This window comes from Burkholderia sp. Bp9015 (assembly GCF_003853505.1).
In the GTDB taxonomy this organism is placed as follows: Bacteria; Pseudomonadota; Gammaproteobacteria; order Burkholderiales; family Burkholderiaceae; genus Burkholderia.
The window spans coordinates 222,583-245,244 of record NZ_QTPZ01000001.1 but is presented as its reverse complement, the minus strand read 5'-3'; the positions used below and the strand labels follow the sequence as shown (position 1 = coordinate 245,244).

The 22,662-nt window shown below is 68.3% G+C and carries 18 protein-coding genes; 14 read left to right on the top strand and 4 right to left on the bottom strand.

From position 1 onward, the window contains the following. Positions 1–88: 88 nt before the first annotated feature. The 6 genes from DIE12_RS01055 (at position 89) to DIE12_RS01030 (ending at position 7,279) form a co-directional block, all read left to right on the top strand. On the top strand, positions 89–1,210 hold the full coding sequence (locus DIE12_RS01055) for a branched-chain amino acid ABC transporter substrate-binding protein (protein ID WP_124519484.1): 1,122 nt from the start codon (positions 89–91) through the stop codon (positions 1,208–1,210). A 60-nt stretch (positions 1,211–1,270) separates the two neighbouring features. Further along, positions 1,271–2,278, top strand: a complete 1,008-nt coding sequence (gene lhpH, locus DIE12_RS01050) for a trans-3-hydroxy-L-proline dehydratase (RefSeq protein ID WP_124484865.1) — start codon at positions 1,271–1,273, stop codon at positions 2,276–2,278. A gap of 195 nt (positions 2,279–2,473) precedes the next feature. Beyond that, positions 2,474–5,014, top strand: coding sequence for a penicillin-binding protein 1A (locus DIE12_RS01045; protein WP_185640940.1), 2,541 nt, complete (start codon positions 2,474–2,476; stop codon positions 5,012–5,014). 78 nt (positions 5,015–5,092) lie between these two features. Then, complete coding sequence (locus tag DIE12_RS01040) at positions 5,093–5,968, top strand: PilZ domain-containing protein (protein ID WP_124519482.1); 876 nt, start codon at positions 5,093–5,095, stop codon at positions 5,966–5,968. Between the two features lie 295 nt (positions 5,969–6,263). Next, entirely contained in the window at positions 6,264–6,593 is a 330-nt protein-coding gene (locus DIE12_RS01035; protein WP_124484862.1) for a DUF4148 domain-containing protein, read from the top strand. A 281-nt stretch (positions 6,594–6,874) separates the two neighbouring features. Beyond that, positions 6,875–7,279 carry a lysozyme inhibitor LprI family protein gene (locus DIE12_RS01030; RefSeq protein WP_124519481.1) on the top strand — a complete coding sequence of 135 codons (405 nt, stop codon included), beginning with the start codon at positions 6,875–6,877 and terminating at the stop codon, positions 7,277–7,279. A gap of 69 nt (positions 7,280–7,348) precedes the next feature. Here DIE12_RS01030 and DIE12_RS01025 read toward each other — a convergent pair whose 3' ends face one another. Next, entirely contained in the window at positions 7,349–7,996 is a 648-nt protein-coding gene (locus tag DIE12_RS01025) for a response regulator transcription factor (protein ID WP_124484860.1), read from the bottom strand. Continuing rightward, positions 7,993–10,035, bottom strand: coding sequence for a PAS domain S-box protein (locus DIE12_RS01020; RefSeq protein ID WP_124519480.1), 2,043 nt, complete (start codon positions 10,033–10,035; stop codon positions 7,993–7,995). The genes DIE12_RS01025 and DIE12_RS01020 overlap by 4 nt, the downstream gene beginning before the upstream one ends. A 380-nt stretch (positions 10,036–10,415) precedes the next feature. On the opposite strand from DIE12_RS01020, the gene DIE12_RS01015 reads away from it, so the two are divergent. The 6 genes from DIE12_RS01015 to DIE12_RS00985 all read left to right on the top strand — a co-directional run bounded on the left by DIE12_RS01015 (position 10,416) and on the right by DIE12_RS00985 (position 17,532). Further along, positions 10,416–10,886, top strand: coding sequence for a universal stress protein (locus DIE12_RS01015; RefSeq protein WP_124484858.1), 471 nt, complete (start codon positions 10,416–10,418; stop codon positions 10,884–10,886). A gap of 349 nt (positions 10,887–11,235) precedes the next feature. Continuing rightward, positions 11,236–11,742 carry a cupin domain-containing protein gene (locus DIE12_RS01010; RefSeq protein ID WP_124519479.1) on the top strand — a complete coding sequence of 169 codons (507 nt, stop codon included), beginning with the start codon at positions 11,236–11,238 and terminating at the stop codon, positions 11,740–11,742. A gap of 188 nt (positions 11,743–11,930) precedes the next feature. Further along, entirely contained in the window at positions 11,931–12,956 is a 1,026-nt protein-coding gene (locus DIE12_RS01005; protein WP_044843086.1) for a DedA family protein/thiosulfate sulfurtransferase GlpE, read from the top strand. 141 nt (positions 12,957–13,097) lie between these two features. Then, positions 13,098–14,300, top strand: coding sequence for an MFS transporter (locus DIE12_RS01000; RefSeq protein ID WP_124519478.1), 1,203 nt, complete (start codon positions 13,098–13,100; stop codon positions 14,298–14,300). 654 nt (positions 14,301–14,954) lie between these two features. Then, positions 14,955–16,337, top strand: coding sequence for an amino acid permease (locus tag DIE12_RS00990; protein ID WP_124519477.1), 1,383 nt, complete (start codon positions 14,955–14,957; stop codon positions 16,335–16,337). Positions 16,338–16,596: 259 nt separating this feature from the next. Continuing rightward, the gene (locus DIE12_RS00985) at positions 16,597–17,532 is read left to right on the top strand and encodes a universal stress protein (RefSeq protein ID WP_124519476.1); all 936 of its coding nucleotides are present in this window, start codon (positions 16,597–16,599) and stop codon (positions 17,530–17,532) included. Positions 17,533–18,064: 532 nt separating this feature from the next. On the opposite strand, the gene DIE12_RS37905 is transcribed toward DIE12_RS00985, so the two are convergent. Next, positions 18,065–18,475, bottom strand: a complete 411-nt coding sequence (locus DIE12_RS37905; RefSeq protein ID WP_185500291.1) for a hypothetical protein — start codon at positions 18,473–18,475, stop codon at positions 18,065–18,067. A 614-nt stretch (positions 18,476–19,089) separates the two neighbouring features. On the opposite strand from DIE12_RS37905, the gene DIE12_RS00980 reads away from it, so the two are divergent. Both DIE12_RS00980 and DIE12_RS00975 read left to right on the top strand, forming a co-directional pair. After that, the gene (locus DIE12_RS00980; protein ID WP_124484851.1) at positions 19,090–19,344 is read left to right on the top strand and encodes a DUF3562 domain-containing protein; all 255 of its coding nucleotides are present in this window, start codon (positions 19,090–19,092) and stop codon (positions 19,342–19,344) included. Positions 19,345–19,582: 238 nt separating this feature from the next. Next, positions 19,583–21,382, top strand: coding sequence for a methyl-accepting chemotaxis protein (locus DIE12_RS00975; RefSeq protein ID WP_124484850.1), 1,800 nt, complete (start codon positions 19,583–19,585; stop codon positions 21,380–21,382). Positions 21,383–21,426: 44 nt separating this feature from the next. Here the strand turns inward: DIE12_RS00975 and DIE12_RS00970 are convergent, their stop codons facing one another. Continuing rightward, positions 21,427–22,464, bottom strand: coding sequence for a sigma-54-dependent Fis family transcriptional regulator (locus DIE12_RS00970; RefSeq protein WP_124485072.1), 1,038 nt, complete (start codon positions 22,462–22,464; stop codon positions 21,427–21,429). Positions 22,465–22,662: the final 198 nt, after the last annotated feature.

The following is a 22,662-nucleotide window of genomic DNA, read 5'->3' as shown; positions in this document are numbered from 1 at the left end:
CAGAATCGCAAAAAACTTTTTGAAATTGCTTGCATGGTGACCACATGTGTCCTACATTGGTTTCACACAAAACCAATCAGGAGACACCATGCGACACTTCGTTACCGCGCTCTCGGTGGCCGTTGCCGCCGGCGCGCTGAGCGCCGCGCACGCGCAGGAAGTCGTGATGATCGGCCATTCCGCGCCGCTCACCGGCCCGCAGGCCGCGAACGGCAAGGACAATGAAAACGGCGCGCGCCTCGCCGTCGACGAGCTCAACAAGGCGGGCGTGAAGGTGGCCGGCAAGACGGTCACGTTCAAGCTGGTGTCGGACGACGACCAGGCCGACCCGAAAGCGGGCGTGCAGGTCGCGCAGAACCTGGTCGACAAGGGCGTGGTCGCGGTGCTCGGGCCGTACAACTCGGGCGTCGCCATCCCGGCATCGCGTGTGTACAGCAACGCAGGCGTCCCGATGCTGCCGGTCGCGTCGAACCCGGCACTCACGCGGCAGGGCTTCAAGAACATCTTCCGGATCGGCGCGAGCGACGAACAGCTCGGCGGCACGATGGCGACCTTCGCCGCGAAGACGCTGAACGCGAAAACCGCCGCGGTCATCGACGATCGCACCGCGTACGGGCAAGGCGTCGCCGAGCAGTTCATGAACGTCGCGAAGGCGAACGGGATCAAGATCGTCGACCAGGAGTACACGAACTCGTCGGCCACCGATTTCCTCGGCATTCTCACCAAGATCAAGGCCAGCAATCCCGACGTGATCTTCCTCGGCGGCTATGCGGCGCAGGGCGCGCCGATGGCGAAGCAGATGAAGCAGCGCGGCTTGCGCGCGAAGCTGCTCGGCGGCGACGGCATCTGCTCGGCCGACATGGGCAAGGTCGCGGGCGAGGCCGCGTCGATCGTCTATTGCGCGCAGGGCGGCGTCGCGCTCGAGAAGACGCCGGCCGGCCGCGAATTCCTGAAGAAGTACCACGACACCTATCACACGGATACGCAGGTCTACGGCGTCAACTACTACGACGGCATGAAGCTGCTCGCCGACGCGATGGTCAAGGCCGGCACGACCACCGACAAGGCGAAGCTGATCGCGCAGCTGGCGAAGTCGAACTATGCGGGCGTCGCGGGCACCTATTCGTTCGACGAACACGGCGACCTGAAGGGCGCGCCGACCAGCGTCTACGTGATCCGCAACGGGCTGCCCGAACCGTACGCGAAGTAAAACCGTTACCGGAACGACGGCGCCGGTGCGCCGTCGTTCGTCTTCACGCATTCGATCTTCATGAAAATTTCCCGATCCCTTTCCACCGTCGAAGTCCATACCGGCGGCGAAGCGTTCCGCATCGTCACGAGCGGGTTGCCGCGCCTGCCCGGCGACACGATCGTCCAGCGCCGCGCATGGCTCAAGGAGAACGCGGACGAGATCCGCCGCGCGCTGATGTTCGAGCCGCGCGGCCACGCCGACATGTACGGCGGCTACCTGACCGAGCCGGTGTCGCCGAACGCGGATTTCGGCGTGATCTTCGTGCACAACGAAGGCTACAGCGACCATTGCGGGCACGGCGTGATCGCGCTGTCGACCGCCGCGGTCGAGCTCGGCTGGGTGCAGCGCACGGTGCCGGAGACGCGCGTCGGCATCGACGCGCCCTGCGGCTTCATCGAGGCGTTCGTGAAATGGGACGGCGAGCACGCGGGGCCGGTGCGCTTCGTCAACGTGCCGTCGTTCATCTGGCAGCGCGACGTGTCGGTCGACACGCCGTCGTTCGGCACCGTGACCGGCGACATCGCGTATGGCGGCGCGTTCTATTTCTACGTCGACGGCGCGCCGTTCGACCTGCCGGTGCGCGAGGCGGCCGTGGAGAAGCTGATCCGCTTCGGCGCCGAAGTGAAAGCCGCCGCGAACGCGAAATATCCGGTCGTGCATCCGGAGATTCCGGAGATCAATCATATCTACGGCACGATCATCGCGAACGCGCCGCGCCATCCGGGCTCGACGCAGGCAAATTGCTGCGTGTTCGCGGATCGCGAGGTCGACCGCTCGCCGACCGGCTCCGGCACCGGCGGCCGCGTCGCGCAGCTGTACCTGCGCGGCCGGCTCGCGGCCGGCGACACGCTCGTCAACGAGTCGATCGTCGGCACCGTGTTCAAGGGGCGCGTGCTGCGCGAGACGACGGTCGGCGACATCCCGGCCGTGATCCCGGAAGTGGAGGGCAGCGCGCACATCTGCGGATTCGCGAACTGGATCGTCGACGAGCGCGATCCGCTGACCTACGGTTTTCTCGTGCGCTGAGCAGCGGCGCACGGCACCGTTGTACCAGGCTTGGCGCGCGGCCCCGTTGCGGGGCGCGCGCCTTTTTTGTTGTAAAAACGCACGCCCGGACGCCGTTCGCGCAGGCCCGGGACGGCCGCCGGCCGGTGGGCCGCGCGAGTTTTGGTACGATGCAGCCTTTCCAGCAGATCCCCCACCCGCGTGAATCGCCGAAACGTGTCGTCAGTGCGTGACCTCAGTGCCAAATGGGTCGCGCGCGCCCAACCCGTCGCGGCCGCTGCCGCCGTGCTCGTCAAGCGTGTCCTGGCCAGCGCCTGGCACCATCTCCGTCATCCGACGCGCCGCGGCGTGCTGCGCGCGGCCGCCGCCGTGCCCGCGCTGTTCCTGCTGTACGTGCTGGTGCTGATTCCGTTCACGCCGGGCATCGGCGACATCCGCAAGGCGCGCGTCGACCAGCCGGCGCAGGTGCTGTCCGCCGACGGCAAGGTGCTGGCGGAATTCAAGCCGTCGAACCGCGAATGGGTGTCGCTCAAGCAGATCTCGCCGCACATGGTCGACGCGCTGATCGCCACCGAGGACCATCGTTTCTACGAGCATCACGGTCTCGACTGGAAGCGCACGGCGTCGGCCGCGCTCCATACGTTCTCGGGCAGCCGCCAGGGCGGCTCGACGATCACGCAACAGCTCGCGCGCAACCTGTATCCGGACGAGATCGGCCGCGCGCCGACGCTCACGCGCAAGATGAAGGAGGCGATCACCGCGCTGAAGATCGAGGCCGTCTACAGCAAGGACCAGATCCTCGAGACCTACCTGAACACGGTGCCGTTCCTGTACAACGCGTACGGCGTCGAGATGGCCGCGCGCACCTATTTCGACAAGTCGGCCGACGAGCTCGACGTGCTCGACAGCGCGACGCTCGTCGGGATGCTGAAGGGCAACAGCTACTACAACCCGGTGCTGAATCCCGAGCGCGCGCTGCAGCGGCGCAACACGGTGCTCGGCCAGATGGTGAAGTACGGCAAGCTGTCGCCGGTGCAGTTCGCGCAGTTGCAGCGCCGGCCGCTGCGCATCGACTTCGAGCGCCAGAAGGAGCCGCCGGGGCCCGCGCCGCACTTCGCGCAGCAACTGCGCAAATGGCTGATCGGCTGGGCCGACCGCAACGACTACAACATCTATTCGGACGGGCTGATCGTGCGCACCACGATCGATTCGCGTCTGCAGCAGATGGCGACCCAGGCGCTGACGCTGCAGGCGAACCAGCTGCAGGGCATCGCGAACAATGCGTGGAGCGGCCGCGACGGCTGCGGCACCGACAACGAGGTGTTCCGCACCTTCATGCGCGAGTCGCCCGAATACAAGGCCGCGCAGGACGCCGGCAAGAACGATGCGGCCGCGATGAAGCAGCTCGCCGCCGACCGCGGCTTCATGCGCGCGCTGTGCAAGGCGAAGACCGACGTGCAGGCCGGCTTCGTCGCGATCGATCCGCGCGACGGGCAGATTCGCGCGTGGGTCGGCAGCCGCGACTTCACGAACGAGCCGTTCGATCACGTCGCGCAGGCGCGGCGTCAGCCGGGCTCGACCTTCAAGCCGTTCGTCTATGGCGTCGCGTTCGCGAACGGGATGAAGCCGGACGACACCTTCATCGACCAGGCGGTCGAGATTCCGCTGAAGGGCGGCGAGATCTGGCGGCCGAGCGACGACGCGCCGCCGACGGGCAAGCCGATGACGCTGCGCGACGCGGTCGCGCTGTCGCGCAACCGGATCACCGCGCAGGTGATGGAGAAGGTCGGTCCGGCGGCCGTGGCGCGGTTCGCGCGCGACATGGGCGTGCGCGAAAGCCCGCTCGAGCGCGTGCCGTCGCTTGCGCTCGGCACGAGCCCCGTGACGCTGAAGGAGATGGTCGCGTCGTACGCGACGATCGCGAACGGCGGGCTGTACGTCGAGCCGCAAATGGTGACGCGCATCGAGAACCGCCGGGGCGAGGTGCTCGCCGAATACGCGCCGGCGCCGCCCGAGCGCGCGCTCGACGCCGAAACCGACAAGACGCTGCTCGACGTGATGCGCGGCGTCGTGACGCGCGGCACCGGCAGCAGCATCCGTACGCGCTTCGGCATTCGCGGCGACGTGGCCGGCAAGACCGGCACCACGCAGGACAACGCGGACGGCTGGTTCATCCTGATGCAGCCCGGGCTGGTGGCCGGCGCGTGGGTCGGTTTCGACGACGGCCGCGTGACGCTGCGCAGCGACTACTGGGGGCAAGGCGCGCACAGCGCGCTGCCGATCGTCGGCGACTTCTTCCAGCGCGCGCAACGCGCCCGGATCGTCGACACGAAGCTGAAATTCGACACCGAACCGTCGCCCGGCTGGTTCGCGTCGGTGCGCGAACGGGTGACGGACCTGGTCGACGGCTGGTTCGGGCCCGAGCCGAAGCAGGCGGCGGCGCCCGTCAGGACGCAGCGTATCGAGCGCGAGCCGGAGGCGGACGCAGCCGCGGCGTCGGCCGCATCCGGCGCGTCGGCGCCCGAGGCGGCATCCGGCGGCATCGTCGAGGAATGGGTGCCCGCGTCCGAGGTGGCGGCGTCGGCCGCTGCGTTGTCGGCGTCGCAACCGCCGGTCGCGCAGCCGGCGGCGGCGGGCGGCAATGCGACGAGCCCGGGCAACGCCGGTGGCGGCCTCGGCTCCGCCCCGGCCGTCGCGCCTTCCGCAACGCCGGCGCCGACACCGGCTTCACCCGACGCGACCAGCGGTTCGGAGTAACGAGCCGTTCAGATTTCGCGCGAGGCTGCCGTAATAACGTTGTCACGACAGCTCGCGCGGTCGCTCCGCGCCTTTCCGATGCGGCTCATCACCGATCACGTCGCGCTCGCGCGCGATGACATCTCCGCCGGCGTCCCGCTCGGCTTCGATCTCTACGATGCCGGCGGCGCCGCGCTGCTGCCCGCCGGCACGACGCTGCACGATCCCGCGCAGCATGACTTCCTGTTCGATCACTTCCGGCCCGTGCGCCGGCGCGATGACGCCGAGCCTGCCGCGCCGGCGCACGACACCGTGCCGGCGGCCACGCGCATGGGGCTGTCGGCCGGCGCCGCGATCGGCATCCGGCGGCGGGTCGGCGCGACCCGCGTGCTGCAGCGCTGCCGGTTGATCGGGGTCGGCGCATCGGGCGCGCTGTTCGTCGAGCCGCAGCCGGCGGTCGTGCTCGAGTTTGCCCGCGGCGACGACGTCGAGGCGGTCGCGATCGGCCGGTCGGCCGTGTCGCGCTTCGGTGCGACGGTCGAAGCGGTGCAGGCGACGGGCGCCGCGCCGTTCATGGTGCTGTCGCCGCCGGGCTTCGTCGACCGGTTGCGCACGCGCGCGGAGCCGCGCGTGCCGGTACGGATCGCGGCCCGCTGCACCGGCGGGCCGGCGCAGGCCGACGGCATCGGGATCGTGCGCGATCTCAGCCTGAACGGACTGTCGATCGCGCTCGACCGGGCGCTCGCGGCGGCCGGCGAGCCGTTGCGCGTGCAGTTGCCGTATGCGGACGAGGACCGTGTCGCGCTGCTGACGCTCGACGGGACGGTGCGTGCGGTGCATGCCGATCCGGCCGGGTCGGGCTGGACGCTTCACCACGCGGCGTTCGACGAAGTCGCTGCCGCCGACCGGATGCGCCTCAAGGCGCTGCTGTTCGACCTGTCGTCGGGGGCGGTGGAGGCGGAGCAGGTCCGCTGATGTGTCGAACGGAGAAGCGGGGCAAACGTGGCAACCGCTGGGCGGTCGTCCACGGCCCGGTGAATCGATCCGCACCGCGCGAGCCGGGCGAGAGCGCGCAGAGCCTATTGGCTGCGGCTGCGGCCATAATCATCTGATGATTCGATCGAATGCGCGGCAATTGTACGGTTTCGGTCAACAGTGAATTTGCGATTTAAGTATTTACCCTGATAGCCGTGCCGCCTAGACTTTCACTCATGCGCAACGACTACCCAGTCCGAAGCGCCTGACAAGACAAATCTGGAGGTAACGCATCATGAAATCGCTGATCAAGGCAGTTGCACTGGCCGCTCTGGTGGCCGCACCGGTCGTCTCGTTCGCTCAATCGAACCAGCAGCCGCTGACGCGCGCGCAAGTGCGTGCCGAACTGGCCCAGCTGGAAAAGGCCGGCTACAACCCGAACGACTGGATCAACTATCCGGAAAACATCCAGGCCGCACAGGCGAAGATCGCGGCAGCCCAGAACACCGGTGCGCAGGCTGATGCAACGGGCTACGGCGCGAACCCGGCGGCGACGTCGCAGTCGGGCCAGCGCGTGACCGTGCCGGCCGCAGCTGATCGTTCGTCGGTGTACTTCGGTCACTGAGCAAGCCGTTCACCGCGCGGCCTCCGGGCCGCCGGCAAAGCCGTATCGAAAAGCCCGCACTCATGTCGAGCGCGGGCTTTTTTGCGTGCGCGGCCAAGCGTGGCGCCGGCTGACAATCCGCCGCGCGTGCGCTAGCATCCCGGTCGGCATCGCCACGCTACCGTAGCCGCAGCCGCGGCGAATGGGGTAGCGCCGGCCGGCCTGCGACGCCGCGCGCCGAGGCGCGGCGGCAAGCCCTGCATCACGTTCCACGACTTCAACGAAAACAAACAGGAGCATCCATGCGTGTCTTGACCGGTCTGCTGTGCGCGCTGGCGCTGACGGCGAACCTTGCCCACGCACAGGCGAATTGTGCGGACGCGACGGATCAGGCGGCGATGACGGCATGTGCCGATCGCGCGTACAAGAAATCCGACGCGGAGCTGAACCGCACCTACCAGGCTGTCACCGCGCGCCTGCGCGATGCGAAGCCGCTCGCAGAGAAACTCGTGAACGCGCAGCGCGCGTGGATCGCCTACCGCGATGCCGAATGCAACTTCTCCAGCGCGAATGCCGAAGGCGGCAGCGCCTATCCGATGGTCGTGTCGACGTGCCTCGACGATCTGACCAGGACCCGCACCGAGACGCTGAAGGGCTATCTGTCCTGCGAGGAAGGCGATCTCGCGTGCCCGGTGCCGGCGAAGTAACGGCTGCGCGACGTCCGGCCAGCTTCTAGCGCACATCACTCGGCCGGCATGGTTCGCCGGCCCGTTCGCCTAGACGTCGTCCGTTTCGTCGAGCAGCTTGTGCCGCAGCGCGTAGCGGACCAGCGCCGCTTCGTGCGGCATCTGCATCTTTTCCAGGATCCGGGTCTTGTAGGTGCTGACCGTCTTTGCGCTGACGCACAGCGCCTGTGCGATCTCGGTCAGCGTCTGCCCGGCGGCGATGCGGCGGAACACGTCGAACTCGCGATCGGACAGCCGCTGGTGCGGCAGCGTCTCGGCCGGCTCGTTCAGGCTCTGCGCGAACTGTTCGGCCATCGCGAGGCTCACGTAGACGCCGCCCGACGCCACCTTGGTCACCGCGCCGACCAGTTCGGCGCTCGCGCTTTCCTTGGTCAGATAGCCCGACGCACCGGCGCGGAACGCACGCACCGCGTATTGCTGTTCCGCGTGCATGGTCAGCACGAGCACGCGCAGCGCGGGCTTCTCGTCCTTGATCTGCTTGATCAGTTCGACGCCGTTGCGGCCCGGCATCGACAGGTCGAGCACCAGCACCTGCGCAGGCGTCGACCGAATGAGCGCGATCGTCGACGCTCCGTCGCATGCTTCGCCGGCCACTTCGAATCCGGTGGCGTTCTGGAGGATGTGCCGCAGACCGTCGCGCACGAGCGTATGGTCGTCGGCGATGAGCACCTTGATCATGTGAGGGTGGTTTCCTGTTGAACGGAACCGAGCGGGAATGCGACGGTGATCGAGAAGCCGCGCGCGAGCGCGGTGTCGATCGTCACGCTGCCGCCCAGCATGTGTGCGCGTTCGCGAATGCCGATCAGGCCGAAAGATTTGTCCTCATGGGCGGTGCCGACCGGTGCCGCGCCGCGGCCGTTGTCCGCGACGCGCAGCACGCAGAAGCCTTCCTCGATGTCGAGGCGCAGCGCGACGCGCGTCGCGTCCGCATGGCGCGCGACGTTCGTCAGCGCTTCCTGGACGATCCGGAACAGCGTGGTCGCCCCCGCGCTGGTGAACGTGAGGCCGCCCGTTTCGATGTGGCGCTCGACGTCGATGCCGTAGCGGTTCGTGAAGTCGTTCGCGAGCCACTCGATCGCCGGCACGAGGCCGAGATCGTCGAGCATCACGGGGCGCAGGTCGGCCGCGATGCGCCGCACCGACGCGACGGTCGCGTCGATCAGCCGGCGCATGCCCTGCAGGTGCGACAGCACGCCGACTTCGGGTTGCGCATGCTCTGGCGTGCGCAGTTGCTGCTCGATGACCGACAGGTCCATCTTCAGCGCGGTGAGTTGCTGGCCGAGGTCGTCGTGCAGTTCGCGCGCGATGCGGGTCTTTTCCTCCTCGCGCACGTTCTGCAGGTTCGCCGAGAGTTCGCGCAGTTCCTGGCGCGACTGCTTCAGCGCATTCTCGGCGCGCTGCCGCTCGGTGATGTCGCGCAGCATCACCGTATAGAGCTTGCCCGACGCATCGCGGATCTGCGAGATCGACGCCTCGATCGGGAACTCCTCGCCGTTGCCGCGCAGCCCGAACAGCACGCGCTGGCGGCCCATCTGCCGCTCGGACACGCCCGTCACGCCGAACTGGTCGACGTGCTTCGCATGCGCGGCACGAAACCGCTCGGGGATGAAGCGCGACAGCGGCGCGCCGATCGCCTCCATCGCCGACACGCCGAAGACCTGTTCGGCCATCGGGTTGAAGATCACCACCGTCTGCTTCTCGTCGATCGTGATGATCGCTTCCATCGACGAACGGATGATGCCCATCATCCGCGCCTCGTTCAGGATGCCGCGGCTGCTGGCGCCCGTATCGGCGTGGCCGGCGCGGCCGCGCAGCAGCGCATGGACGAGCGCCGCGAACGCGAACGACGCGATCAGCCCCGCGGCGAGCACCGTGCCGGCCGCGCGCTGCGCGCCGGTCGCGCTCGGGCGGCCGTCCGCGGAATAGGCGAGCTTCAGCACGGTTCCGCCGAAATTCAGCTGGTCGGTGCGCCGCATCAGGTCGGGTGACGCGGAGGCTTCGTCGGTCGTCGTCTCGGCGCTCGCGATCGGGTGCGGATCGTCGCCCGCGCTCATCCGAAGGTCGAGCCCGCGTTCCGCGTCGAGCGCGCGCTCGACCAGGCGATTCGGGCTCACTTCCGCGAACAGCACGCCGTCCGCGCCGGCGTCATGGGCGACGGCCGTGCGCGACGAAGCCGTCGCGGGGACGAACAGCGTGAGGGTGCGCGCATCGCGGGACGTATCGTTGTCGGCCGGATGGATGCCGAGCGCGATATCGCCGGTCCGCAGCGCGTGCGCCAGCGGAGCCTGGTCCGGCGCGCCGAAGCGCACGCCGGCCGAGCTCGATGCCGGCGCAACGAGCGTGGCCACCGCGAGCGGGCCGGCCGGCATCGGCGCGTGGCCGGCGAGGGCGCCGCGCGCCGCGGTCGACAGCGGCGCATAGCCGAGCTGCCGGATCGGCGAACGCCCGCTGTCGAGATCGAGCGTGTCGGCATACCGGCGCCATTGCTCGGCGGTGATCTGCGGCGCAAGCGCGAATGCGCCGCGCGCGCTTTCGAGCACGGCGACGCTGCCTTGCAGCTCGTGGCGCAGCATCGCCGTCACGTGCGTCGTGCGGCGTTCGAAGCGCGTATGGACGGCGCCTTGCCACTGCTCGCGCACGAGCAGCGCGACGCCGAGCGACAGCGCCGCGCCGGCGAACAGCGTAACGACGCCAGCCGCGAGCGGCTGGCGTAACATGATCTGGAAACGCGCGGGCCCTCGGGCGTCACGCGACGGGGTTCCACTGGCGGTGGTCATTCGATGGCCATTCTGGTGTCGGGGCCGCCCGTGGCACGCGGGCAGCGCGGCAAAACCGGGAAAAACTCGCACCGGCCGCGTGCGACGTCTATTTTCAAGATGAAATTGTGCGCGTTTTACGCGTTTTTTGTAATAGGGTCAGCTAAAAATGAGATAGCCGGGCGGTGTAGCGGGCGTCCCGGCCGCATTTGACGCGCGTCAACGGGCGCGTCGGCACGTGGGGCAGACTGTTCGGCAGGCGAGCCGGCATCGGGCCGGCTTGCGGTGACGGGGACGCCGTATGCGCGATGCGCGACGGGTGCCCGGTCGGAGGGTGGACCATGTACAAGCGGATTTTCGTCGGGCTCGATGGCAGCCCGAGTGCGCGTCTCGCGCTGAACGAGGCAATCCGGATCGCGGCGGCATCCGGCGGCGAGGTCACGTGCGCGTATGTCGTCGAGCACCGGCCGCAGCTCGTCGACGTCGATGCGGGATTTGCGGCCGAACGCGATGGCGACGCGGCGGCAACCGCTGCGGCGACGCCCGTGCTCGACGACGCGAAAGCGGCGCTCGCGCAGCGGCAAGTGGCGGGCACCGTGCGCGCGATCGACGCGTACGGCGAGGATGTTGCCGCAGTGCTGATGCGCACGGCGGCCGAGGTCGGCGCGGATCTGATCGTGATGGGGACGAGCGGGCGCCACGGCCTGCGCCGACTGCTGCTCGGCAGTGTCGCGGAATCGCTGCTGCGCGCGGCCGACCGGCCCGTGCTGCTGGTGCGGCACGACGAGCCGGCCGCGGCGGCGACCGCGTGACGGGGCGGTACGGCACCGACGCGTGAGCGGCGGCGGGCAGGGGCTGCCGTGCGGACGCCGGCGTGATGTGGGTTCGACGGTGCGCCGGTTGCATCGATCGCCATGCCGCGCATCCGCTGCGCCGCAACGGCGGTGTCACGTCGCGCCGGTTGCATCGTGGCCCGCGCTTCTGGCAGCATCGACCGGCGTTCGCTTCATCGTCGCGCGCCGCGTTCCGCGCGCGACCCGGTCGCCGCGTGCATGGCCGCGGCGATCGACGCAGCGGCACGCGACGCCGGTCGATCGCATCATCGATCGGACGGGCCGCGCGTTGCGTGTCCGGTTCACTCCTTCATCGACGTCATCCGCCATGCCGATCTCCGCCGCCGACCTGATTCAACAGTTCGATCTGCAACCGCACCCCGAGGGCGGCTATTTCCGAGAAACCTACCGCGCGGCCGATACGGTCGTGCGTCCGGCCGACGGCGCGTCGCGTGCGGCGTCGACCGCGATCTACTACCTGTTGTGCGACGGCGCGTATTCATCGTGGCACCGGATCCGTTCCGACGAGGTCTGGCATTTCTACGCGGGCGATCCGCTCGAAGTATGGGTGCTCGACGAGCGCGACGGCCTGACGATCCACCGGCTCGGCAACCCGCTCACGCACCCGGGCACCGTATTCCAGGCGGTCGTGCCGGCCGGGCGCTGGTTCGGCGCGCGCTGCGCGTCGCCGGAGCACGTCGCGCTCGTCGGCTGCACGGTTGCGCCGGGGTTCGAGTTTGCGGAATTCGAACTCGCGGACGCGACGGCGCTGGCCGCCGCATTCCCCGAGTATGCGGAATACGTCGCGGGGCTCGCGCAGCGCTCCGACGCGTGAGTGCGCCGGCGGCCATGCCGGCCGCCCCGAACCGCCTTCGACGGCAGCCGTTCCGCGCGGCCGCGGCCAAACCCGTTTAGAATGCACGGTGGTGCAGGATCGGCCGCGGACGTGCCGCGGCGATCGCTGCTTGCCGTATCGACGGCCGCCCCCGTCGCACGGACCGCATGTCTTCCAGGAGCGCCGCCGTGTGGCACTTTCCCATCGCGATTCCCTCGTCGCTCGGCCCGTGGGCCGTGTTCGCGAGCGTACTGATCACGCAGCTCGGCGTGCCGGTGCCGGCCGTGCCGATGCTGATCCTCGGCGGTACGATGGCGGCGATGGGGCAGGCGTCCTGGGCGAGCATGTTCGTGGCGGCGATCGGCGCGGCGATGCTCGCCGATTCGCTGTGGTTCTTCATGGGCCGCACGCGCGGCCGGCGCTTGCTGAACGGGCTCGTGCGATTCTCGCTGTCGCTCGACACGACGCTGCGCTTCGCGCGTAACGTATTTGAAAGATACGGCGCGCCGCTGCTCGTCCTCTCCAAATTCCTCCCTGGCCTCGGCCTCGTGTCGGCGCCGCTGCTCGGCACGACCGCGATCGGCGTCGGCGTGTTCCTGTTCTGGGATCTGGCCGGCGCGTCGCTGTGGGCCGCGTTCTGGCTCGTCGGCGGCGCGGCCGTGCATGACCAGATCGTCCAGTTCGTGCTGTGGGTGCGCGCGAGCGGCGGCACGATCCTCGACGCGTTCCTCGCGATCTTCATCACGTTCCTGTTGTATCGCTGGGTGCGCCGCTTGCAGTTCCGCCGCTACCTCGCGCAGGTGCGCATCTCCCCGCCGCAACTCGTCGAGATGATGACGTCGAACGAGCCGCCGCTGATCTTCGATGCGCGGCCGCGCGCGATTCGCGAACGCGAGCCGTACCGGATTGCCGGTGCGGTGCCGGTCGATCTCGATTCGCCGGACCTGCTGGATCCGGAGCTGCTGAAGCGGCCGATCGTCGTGTATTGCGTGTGCCCGAACGAGGCGACCGCGAAGCGCCTGATCGCGAAGATGCAGCGCAAGAAGATGCTGCACAACATCAAGGCGCTGAAGGGCGGCCTCGACGCGTGGGAGAAGCACGGCTATCCGGTCGAGCCGCTGCCGGCCGATCTCGATTCATCGAGGTATTTCGTGCGGCCGGAACATGCGGCGCTCGCAGGCGAATATACGGTGCGCGCGACATTGTCGAAATGAGTCGTGCGCGGGATTCCGTTCATGACGGAAAGTGTCCGAAGCGTGCACCCAATTCGTGTGTGGTCCCGAACAGCCCAAGCGGATCAGTCCCTTTGCCAACACGTCGTGAAGGTGGAATAAATCTGCAGGGGCATACGCGGGATGCGCGTCGATCAGCCGGCCTTTCTGGGTTCTTTCTTTTTGTCGCGGCTCGCAGACCAGATGCTGCTCTTTCTGGTGCCGCTCGTCGTCTTTCAGGTCACTCGGAAAGCGACGTGGTCCGGGCTCGCCTTTTTCGTCGAGGCGTTCCCGCGATTCATCGCCTTTCCGGTCTGTGGCGCACTGAGCGACCGTGTGTCACCGATCCGCGTGCTGCGAGCGAGCCAGACCAGCCGGGCCGTCGCTTGCGTGATCGGCATCGCCGGCTATGTCGCCTGGAGCGGAATCGGATGGCTGATCGCATTGTCCGCCGTATGCGGCGCACTCACGAGCCAAGGTCTCGTCGCTCGTGAGGTGTTGCTGCCGCAGATCTTTCCGCAGCAGCGCTTCGAAAAAGTGTTGTCCTATACGCAGCTCGCCGATCAGCTGGGCGTCGTGCTTGGACCGATCGTCGCGGCGGCGCTGCTTGGGTATCGCGACTGGGAGTGGGCTGTCGCTTCCGCGGCGCTGCTGTTTGTCTCGGCGGATTTGCTGGCATTCGTCTGGCAACGGACCAGCACGGCACGCGTTGCGCCTCCGGAACGCTCGGTGGGGCCGTGGTATGCACCGTTCGGTGTGGCGCTGAAGCATGTCGTCACGCTGCCGGGGCTGTTGCGGCTGATCCTGCTCGCAGCGGCGGAAAACCTCGTGATCGGGACGACACTTGCGACGTCGGCTGCGATGGTCACCGGTGCGTTTCGGCAGTCCGGCGGTTTCTATGCCGGACTGCAGGTCACGGGTGCCGTCGCGACAGTCGCGATCCTGCTGTTCGTCGCGCGTATCGAGGTAGCGCGCGAGCGGCTCGGCATCGTCGCATTCGTCGCGATCGCGGCTGGCGGTCTCGCGATGGGCATGGCCGGCTCGATTGCGATGTACGTCGCCGGTTTCCTTTTGGTCATCGGTTTCGACAAGATGTTCAACGTGTACATACGCAGCGCCCGGCAGGCCATCATTCCCCCTCGGGACTATGGCAAGACGACGGGCGTCATCGTCCTGCTGAATAACGCGACGCAGCCGCTTGCCGGGCTACTTGTGGGGCTCTTCTCCGGTCACGGGCGCGTTGCGCTCGTCGTGACGCTGACCTCGATCGGCATGGCAATACTCGGTGGCGCGGTCATTGCCGTTGGCGCCGGCCGGCCGCGAGCGACTGCGCGCGTTTCGGACTGACGCGGCGGTACCGCAAGGAATACGGCGCTGGCGACGCGAAACCGGTGTTCGGCGTGGTGCGAGATGAAGTCGCTGCATTCCCGGACGTGATCGTGACCGGGGCGGGGCAGGCGCTCGAACCCGGATGCGGGGCGATCGTAATCTCGCTGCATCGACCGGATCGAGCCTGACGGGTATCGACAGGGTCGACAGTCCGGCCGTTATCGAAGTAAATCGTGCGCGGGATGCCGCGCACGTGCCGATTTCGCCTCCGATCTCACGCTTCCCGTTTCCGGGAAAATCGGCTGGCGCGAAACATCCGATTATTCTTATAATCCCGCCTGCATATTGCGTGCGCTTGATTGCGCACATTCGACGCGCGTTCGTTCGCGCCGAAAGCGATTGATCCCATTGCCGCCCGCCACGCGCACAGCCGTGTCGCGCGGGCCGCACGGGCGTATTCCGTGAAAGGCCAGATCCGTTTTTCCGGATTGTTCCGGAAAATACCGATAATCAACGGTAATTCCAATCGGAGTGACGCAGTATCCGCAGCGTTTTTCATCCGGAAAACGGCGGCGGGGATTTTTCGTTTTCGGTTTGCCGGTATCGGCATGAACGGTCGCGCATTGACATCGACAATGACGGCGGCCCGTTCGCGGCTGCCAGGAGACGGACTTGAAACAACCAGAAGACCAGCTGCACCGCGGGCTGGAAGAGCGGCACATCAACCTGATGGCGCTCGGCGCGACGATCGGCGTCGGCCTGTTCCTCGGCTCGGCCGCCGCGATCCGCACGGCCGGCCCGGCCATCCTGCTGACCTACCTGCTGGGCGGCATCGCGATTTTCCTGATCATGCGCGCGCTCGGCGAAATGGCGATCACCAATCCGGTCGCCGGCGCCTTCAGCCGCTATGCGCGCGACTACCTCGGCCCGCTCGCGGGCTACCTGACCGGCTGGACCTACTGGTTCGTGTGGATCGTCACCTGCATGGCGGAAATCACCGCGGTGGGCGTCTACATGCACATGTGGTTCCCCGGCGTGCCGAACTGGATCTGGGCGCTCGCGGCGCTCACGGCGATGGGCGCGGTGAACTTCATCGCGGTCAAGCTGTACGGCGAATTCGAGTTCTGGTTCGCGCTGATCAAGATCGTCACGATCGTGCTGATGATCGTCGGCGGCGGCCTCATGATCGCGTTCGGCATCGGTAACGGCGGCGTCGCGACGGGCATCTCGAACCTGTGGGCCCACGGCGGCTTCATGCCGAACGGCATCGACGGCGTGATCGGCGCGCTGCCGATCGTGATGTTCGCGTATCTCGGCGTCGAGATGCTCGGCCTCACGGCCGGCGAGGCGCGCAATCCGGAGAAGTCGCTGACGAAGGCGGTGAACTCGGTGTTCTGGCGCGTGCTGATCTTCTACATCGGCGCGCTGTTCGTGATCATGTCGCTCTATCCGTGGGACCAGATCGGCACGCAGGGCAGCCCGTTCGTAATGACGTTCTCGCGGCTCGGGATCCCGGCCGCCGCCGGCATCATCAACTTCGTCGTGTTGACCGCGGCGCTGTCGTCGTGCAACAGCGGCCTGTTCAGCACGGCGCGGATGCTCTACAACCTCGCGCAGCAGGGCCAGGCGCCGGCCATGCTCGGCCGCGTGAATCGCAACGGCGTGCCGGTGTACGGCGTAGCCGTGTCGGTCGCGCTGCTGCTGATCGGCGTGCTGCTCAACTATCTCGCGCCGCAGCACGTATTCACGTGGCTGACGTCGGTGTCGACGTTCGGTGCGATCTGGACGTGGTGCGTGATCCTGATCGCGCAGATGCGCTTTCGCCGCACGCTGTCGGCCGACAGGATCGCGCGCCTGCCGATCCGCGTGCCGTTCTATCCGCTCGGCTCGTTCGTCGCACTCGGGTTTCTCGCGCTGGTCGTCGTGCTGATGGCGTTCTCGCCGGATACGCGCGTCGCGCTCGTGATCGGCCCGGTCTGGATCGTGCTGCTCGGCATCGCATACGCGGTGTTCCATGCGAACCGGGCGAGCGCGCCCGCGTCGACGAAGTCGTAAGCCAAGCGGCCGAAAGTCGCCGCGCCGCGCGCCGCACAGGCGTGCGCGGCGCATCGCGGCCCGCACGGGTATTGATCGCGATCATGCACGTGCGGGCCGGACGACATATGCTGTCTGAATCGCTTGTCCGCGCTTCGCGTGGCCGTCCGCCGATCCGCGCGACCGCGTCGGCCGTCCGTCCGCCGTTCGTCGTTCGCCGCTGCCCGCGCGAAGCTCCGGTCGTCGTTCGCGACGACGCGTCCGCAAGGAGGCTTTCGCCATGCAGTCCACCCCGACCATCCCGCCGCTCGCGCGGATCTCGCTGGCCGTCGATCTGACGCCGGAGTCGCTGTCCGCCGCGCGCTACACGCGCACGCTGCTGCGTCCCGGCATGCAGGTGCGCATCGTCTGCGCGATCGACAATCCGCGTCTCGTGCTGCCCGACATCCCGCGCGTCGACGCGCTGCTGACCTCCGCGCGCGAGGAGATGACGCGTGAAGCTCAGGCGACGCTCGAACGCATCGCGGAACTGTTCGCCGGCAGCGGCGTGGGGATCGAGCAGATGATCATCGATACGTCGCTCACGGGCGGCACGGTGGCCGATGCGCTCGCGAACGACACGTCGGCATGGCACGCCGACGTGCTCGTGGTCGGCGCCAATCCGCACCATGGGCTGCTGCGGCTCGTCGAGGGGGCGGTGTCCGACACGCTGGCCGCGCGCGCGCGCTGCGCGCTGCTGATCGTGCCCGCCGACTATGTGCGGCCGTCGGACGGGCCGCTGCAGCGCCTGATGTTCGCCGTTGACGGCAGCGAGCCGTCGCTGCACGCGGTGCGCGTCGGGCTCGGCTTCGCGGTGCCGACGACGCTGCTGTACGCGGTCTATGTCGTCGATCGCGCGGTGCGTCTGACGGATCTCGTGCCGGTGCGCGCGCTCGAGGATGCGTATCGCGCGGAGGGCGAGGATGCGCTGGCGCGGATCGGTCCGCTGTTCCATGCAACGGGGAACCCGACCAAGCGCGGCATCGTCGAGACCCGTCCGACCAGCGACGACGTCGCCCATGCGCTGATGCGCGACGCGGTGCACTGGCATGCTGAACTGCTGGTGGTCGGCACGCACGGCCGGCGCGGCATCGCGGCCTGGCTGATCGGCAGCGTGGCGCGCCGGGTCGCGCATCTCGCTCAGGTGCCGGTGCTGCTCGTGCGCGAGGCCGCGTGAGGATTGCGCTGCGACGAATGCGAAGCGGGCTTTCATTGACCTGCATCAGAAACGTCGCGCATTTTGCATGAGATAGTCACACGACGTGCGTGTGCATGCGGCGGATGGTCCGTCGTCCGTGCCCGACGCCGCGATTCGACACGTCGGTCCGGAACCGCGCGAACCGGCGCCTGTCCGACGCCGTTGCGATTCAGCCGATTTCCGGAGCCGTGCCGCGCAGCGCATCGCGCATCGGCCGATCACGAACTCTCTGGCACGAGGGTAGGCAGCCGGCGGCTGCCTTGGATAACGGACGGGGTGCATTGCACCCCGTCCGCTTTCCTGGCCCCGTGCTGACTCTTTTCCTCGCAGGTATTGTTTTCGTCGATGTCGCCGTGTGGAACGGCGCGCGATGCCACGCGATCGCGCGATCGCGGAGTCGGTCTGGATCGCGGCATGCGCTGCGTGCCCGGCGCGGTGCCGCGGCCTTCACGCGGCCGCGTGCGGCGTCGGCTGCGTAAAGGCGCTGCGTTCAGGCCCCGCGTCCAGGCCTTTACGCGGAGCGAGGCGCTCGCAGGTCGCGCGGGCGGTGCGCGTCGCGGCATACGCGTGCACCGCGACGCACGCCATGCAGTCGGCCTCGTCCGCCCGGCGTGCGATCGCGCAGCCGCGGCCAGCCGGGGCGCGTCTTGCGGCGCGGCCTCACGACGACCGTTGCGCCGGCACCGGCCCGCGCGCGGAGCGCCGCGGCGAACCGCTGCAGCGCGAGCACCGATCCCGCGACGCTCTGGTACTTTTCGCGGCCGATCTGCCCGTCGAGCGTGATGAGCAAGCCCGATTCGCGCGCGAGTGCGAGCAACGCGTCGAGATCTTCGGGCGGCCGGATTGCTGCCGGCACGGCGGTCGCGGCCAGCATGCGCGTGCGCCGCTGTCCGTCCCGCGCCGGGAAGTTGCGATGAATCATGATGGGTCTCCCTGCGCCCGACCCCGCGTGCCGGCTCGAGGGCCGGCTGAGCGATGACCGGGTATGAACGCATCGTTCATGACATCAGTATCCGCCGCGGAGACCGCGCTGCCAATCGGTGCGTGCTGAAGTCGCTGTCAGACGTTGCGTGCGAGGTATCGGAATCCGCTGACACGTCGGACCGGCGAGCGGCCGCTGCGGCGCGAGGCGGGCAGGCGGGCAGGCGCGATGTGCGGCGCCCCCGATGTGCGGCGCCCCGATCCGGTGCATTCGAACAGACGAATCGCGGCCGTCGCGCGTCGCTTGACGCAGGACTTTCGCGGGTCTAAGGTCCCACACTGCATCGGCATCGCGCGACGGTTCATCGTCCGAGCGATCGCGCGGTGCCGCGCCTCGGGGTGGCGTGGCAATCCTTCCAGTCGTTCGCGGGCCCTGGGCGCCGCGAATCCTGCGCGCGAGCCGGTCCGGCGACGGATCGGCGCGGCGGCACGCAAGGTGCCGTTGATCGCGCGCAACCACGCTTCGGCGCATCGTACGCCGGGCGGCTGTCCAGCCTTTAATCTTCCGATAGCGTCATGTTTTCCTTTCGTTCCTCGACCGTCAGGAGCCCGTCGATGTCACAGGACAATTTGCTTGATGCCTTGAAGGCCGTCGCCGCAGAGCGCGCGATCGGCGCCGATCAGTTGCGCACGATGCTCGACGATGAAGTGCGAGCGTTGTCGTCCGATGCCCGCGTGCACGATTACATCCACGTGTTCGCGATCCGCCACCTGCGCGAACGGATGCGCAGGCAGGACGAACTCGAGCGCGACACGCCGGCCAGTACGCCGCGCGACGAGCCGGATACGCGTACCGGCCGCCGTCTGTAAGGGACGATCGGCGCGACCGGCGCCGCGGTGCCTCATGACAGCGGAAGGCCCCTGAGCGCCGCGCGCGCCTCCGGCACCGCTGCACGCCTGCATACCGACAACGCGCCTGCCTGCCGGTCGCGCCTTTCTTCATATATTTGACCGAATCGACACAACGGCCTCAAGTAAGCGGCGCGGATGCCGTTTACCCGGTGAATTCGTCCACCGGGCGTTCGCGCTCCCTTACCGAGTCGTTGCCATGTTCTCGTCCATCCGCACCCGCATCCTTGCCGCGTGCGTCGCCATCGTCGTGTTCGCGCTCGTCGCCACCACGCTGATCAATTACTTCATCGCACGCGCGTACAACAACGACGCGATAGACCGCAACCTGACCTCCGTCGCGAGCGGCCACGTGGTCGGCATCGGCGACTGGGTCGCGACGAAAAGCCGGATGATCGCGTCGTTGCAGGACGCCGCGCTGTCGCCCGATCCGCTGCCGGTGTTCAAGCAGATGGCCGCGGCGGGCGGCTTCACGAACGTCTACGCGGGCTATGCCGACAAGGTGTTCCATTTCTCCGACCCGACCGGCATCCCGCCCGACTACGACCCGACCGGCCGTCCGTGGTACAAGCAGGCCGCCCAGGCCGGCAAGCCGGTCGTCACGCCGCCGTACGTCGATGCGGGCACCGGCAACCTGGTCGTCACGTTCGCGGTGCCGATCCTGCGCGACGGTGCGCTGAAGGGCGTCGTCGCCGCCGACGTCGCGATGGACAGCGTGATCGCGAACGTGAAGTCGATCCACCCGACGCCCGCGAGTTTCGGGATGTTGATCGACAGCAGCGGCCACGTCGTCGCGCATCCTGACGCGAAGCTCACGCTGAAGCCGGTCGCCGACGTGTCGCCCGACCTCGGCGGCATCGGCGCCGCGACGCTGGCGGCGTCGAGCGCGCCGGTCGAAGTGCACGTCGGCGGCGACGCGAAGCTGGTGCGCGCGCAAGCCGTGCCGGGCACCGACTGGTACGCGCTGGTCCTGCTCGACAAATCGGAAGCGACGGCCGGGATGCGCTCGCTGCTGACCGCGTCGCTGATCACGCTGGTGGTGATCGTCGGCGTCGCGTCGCTGATCGTCGGCGCGATCACGACGACCGCGTTCCGCCGCCTGTCTCAGGTGCGTCAGGCGATGGCGTCGATCGGCTCGGGCACGGGCGACCTGACGCAGCGCCTGCCGGCCGACGGCCGCGACGAGGTGGCCGATATCGCGCGCTCGTTCAACAGCTTCGTCGACAAGCTGAACGACGTGATGCGACAGATCCGCGACGCGAGCGAATCGGTGCGCACGGCCGCGAACGAAATCGCCGCGGGCAACCAGGACCTGTCGTCGCGCACCGAATCGGCGGCGGCGAGCCTCGAGGAAACGGCCGCGTCGATGGAAGAAATCACCGCGACGGTCGGCCAGTCGGCGGCCGCTGCCGGCCAGGCCGATGAACGCGCGGCCGCGGCGTCGCGGATCGCGTCGCACGGCGGCGTGGTCGTATCGGACGTCGTGTCGACGATGGAGAAGATCGAGGAAGCGTCGGGCCGGATCGGCGACATCATCGGCGTGATCGACGGGATCGCGTTCCAGACCAACATCCTCGCGCTGAACGCGGCCGTCGAAGCGGCGCGTGCCGGCGAGCAGGGCCGCGGTTTCGCGGTCGTCGCGCAGGAAGTGCGCAGTCTCGCGCAACGCAGCGCGCAGGCCGCGCGCGAGGTGAAGGTGCTGGTCGAATCGACGGTGGCGAGCGTGTCGGCCGGGTCGGGGCAGGTGCGCCAGGCCGGCGAGACGATGCGCGAGATCGTGTCGAACGTCGCCAACGTGACGACGATCATCTCCGAGATCACGCACGCGGCGAACGAGCAGACGCGCGGCATCCAGGAAGTGAACCGCGCGGTCACCCAGCTCGACGAAATGGTGCAGCAGAACGCGGCACTCGTCGAACAGTCGACCGCGGCCGCGACCGCGCTGCAGACGCAGGCGAACGCGCTCGCGACGACGGTCGGGCAGTTCAAGGTCGCATGACCTGCGCCGGTTGACGCAGGGCGCGCCGCGGCGCGCGGCGGCGCTCAGGGGCGGCCGTCGTCGCGCATCAGCGCGAGCCGGTTGTAGAGCGTCTTCAGGCTGATGCCGAGCGCTTTCGCGGCTTGCGGCTTGTTGCCGTCGAAGTGCTGCAGCGTCGCCGCGATGAAACGTTGCTGCGCATGGTGCAGCGTCGCGCCGAGTGGCAGCGCCATCGCGTCGTCCGACGTGTGGTCGGGCGGCGCTGCCGGCCTCGGCAACGCGACGTCGATGCCGTCGTCCGCGAGGATGTACGCGCGCTCGATCGTGTTGTGCAGCTCGCGCACGTTGCCCGGCCACGAATAGGCGCGCAGCGCGGCGATCGCCGCGTCGGTCAGCCGCTTGTGCGAGCGGTGCCGCGCGTTGAGCGCATCGACGAACTCATGCGCGATCGCCTCGACGTCGCCGCTGCGCTGGCGCAGCGGCGGCACATACAGCGCGAACGCGGCGAGACGGTAGAACAGGTCCTCGCGCAGCCGGCCGTCGCGCACGGCATCGGCCGGATTGTGGCGGGTCGCCGACAGGATGCGCACGTCGAGCGGAATCGAATCGGTGCCGCCGACCCGAATGATCGTGTTCGATTCGAGCGCCCGCAGCAGCTTCACCTGCAGCGCCGCGGGCATCTCCGCGATCTCGTCGAGCAGCAGCGTGCCGCCGCACGCGGCTTCGAAAAACCCCTCCCGTTGCGCGATCGCGCCGGTGAAGCTGCCTTTTTCGTGACCGAACAATTGCGCTTCGGCGATGTCCGCCGGAATCGCGCCGCAGTTGACGGGCACGAACGGCCCGTCGCGTCGCCCGCTGAGGTCGTGCAGCCGGCGCGCGACGATATCCTTGCCGACCCCGCTTTCGCCGGCAATCATCACGCTGGCGCGGGTCGGAGCGATTTTCTCGATACGGCCGAGCAGCGTGCGCATCGCCGCGGAGCGGCCGGACAGCCGGCGCGCGTCGGCGCCTTGCTTCGGACGGTTTGCGGATTCAGCCATAAGCGTCGGCGGCCCGTTTTGAAAATCGGCACCGCACGTTCCCTTCATTGCAATATCTATCATCGACAGCGAAACCGCACGGAAGGTGCCGCGATTTAGAAATTTACAATGTCCGGTGCGGGGATCGAAGAAATACGCGATCACGGGGGCACGATGCCGACAGGCGGCAGCCGACACCGCGTGTCGATGCTTTTTTGCAGCCGACCGATGAAAAATCGCAAGTCGGCAGCGCCCGCGTTCCGCGCAAATGCGGCAGGGCGG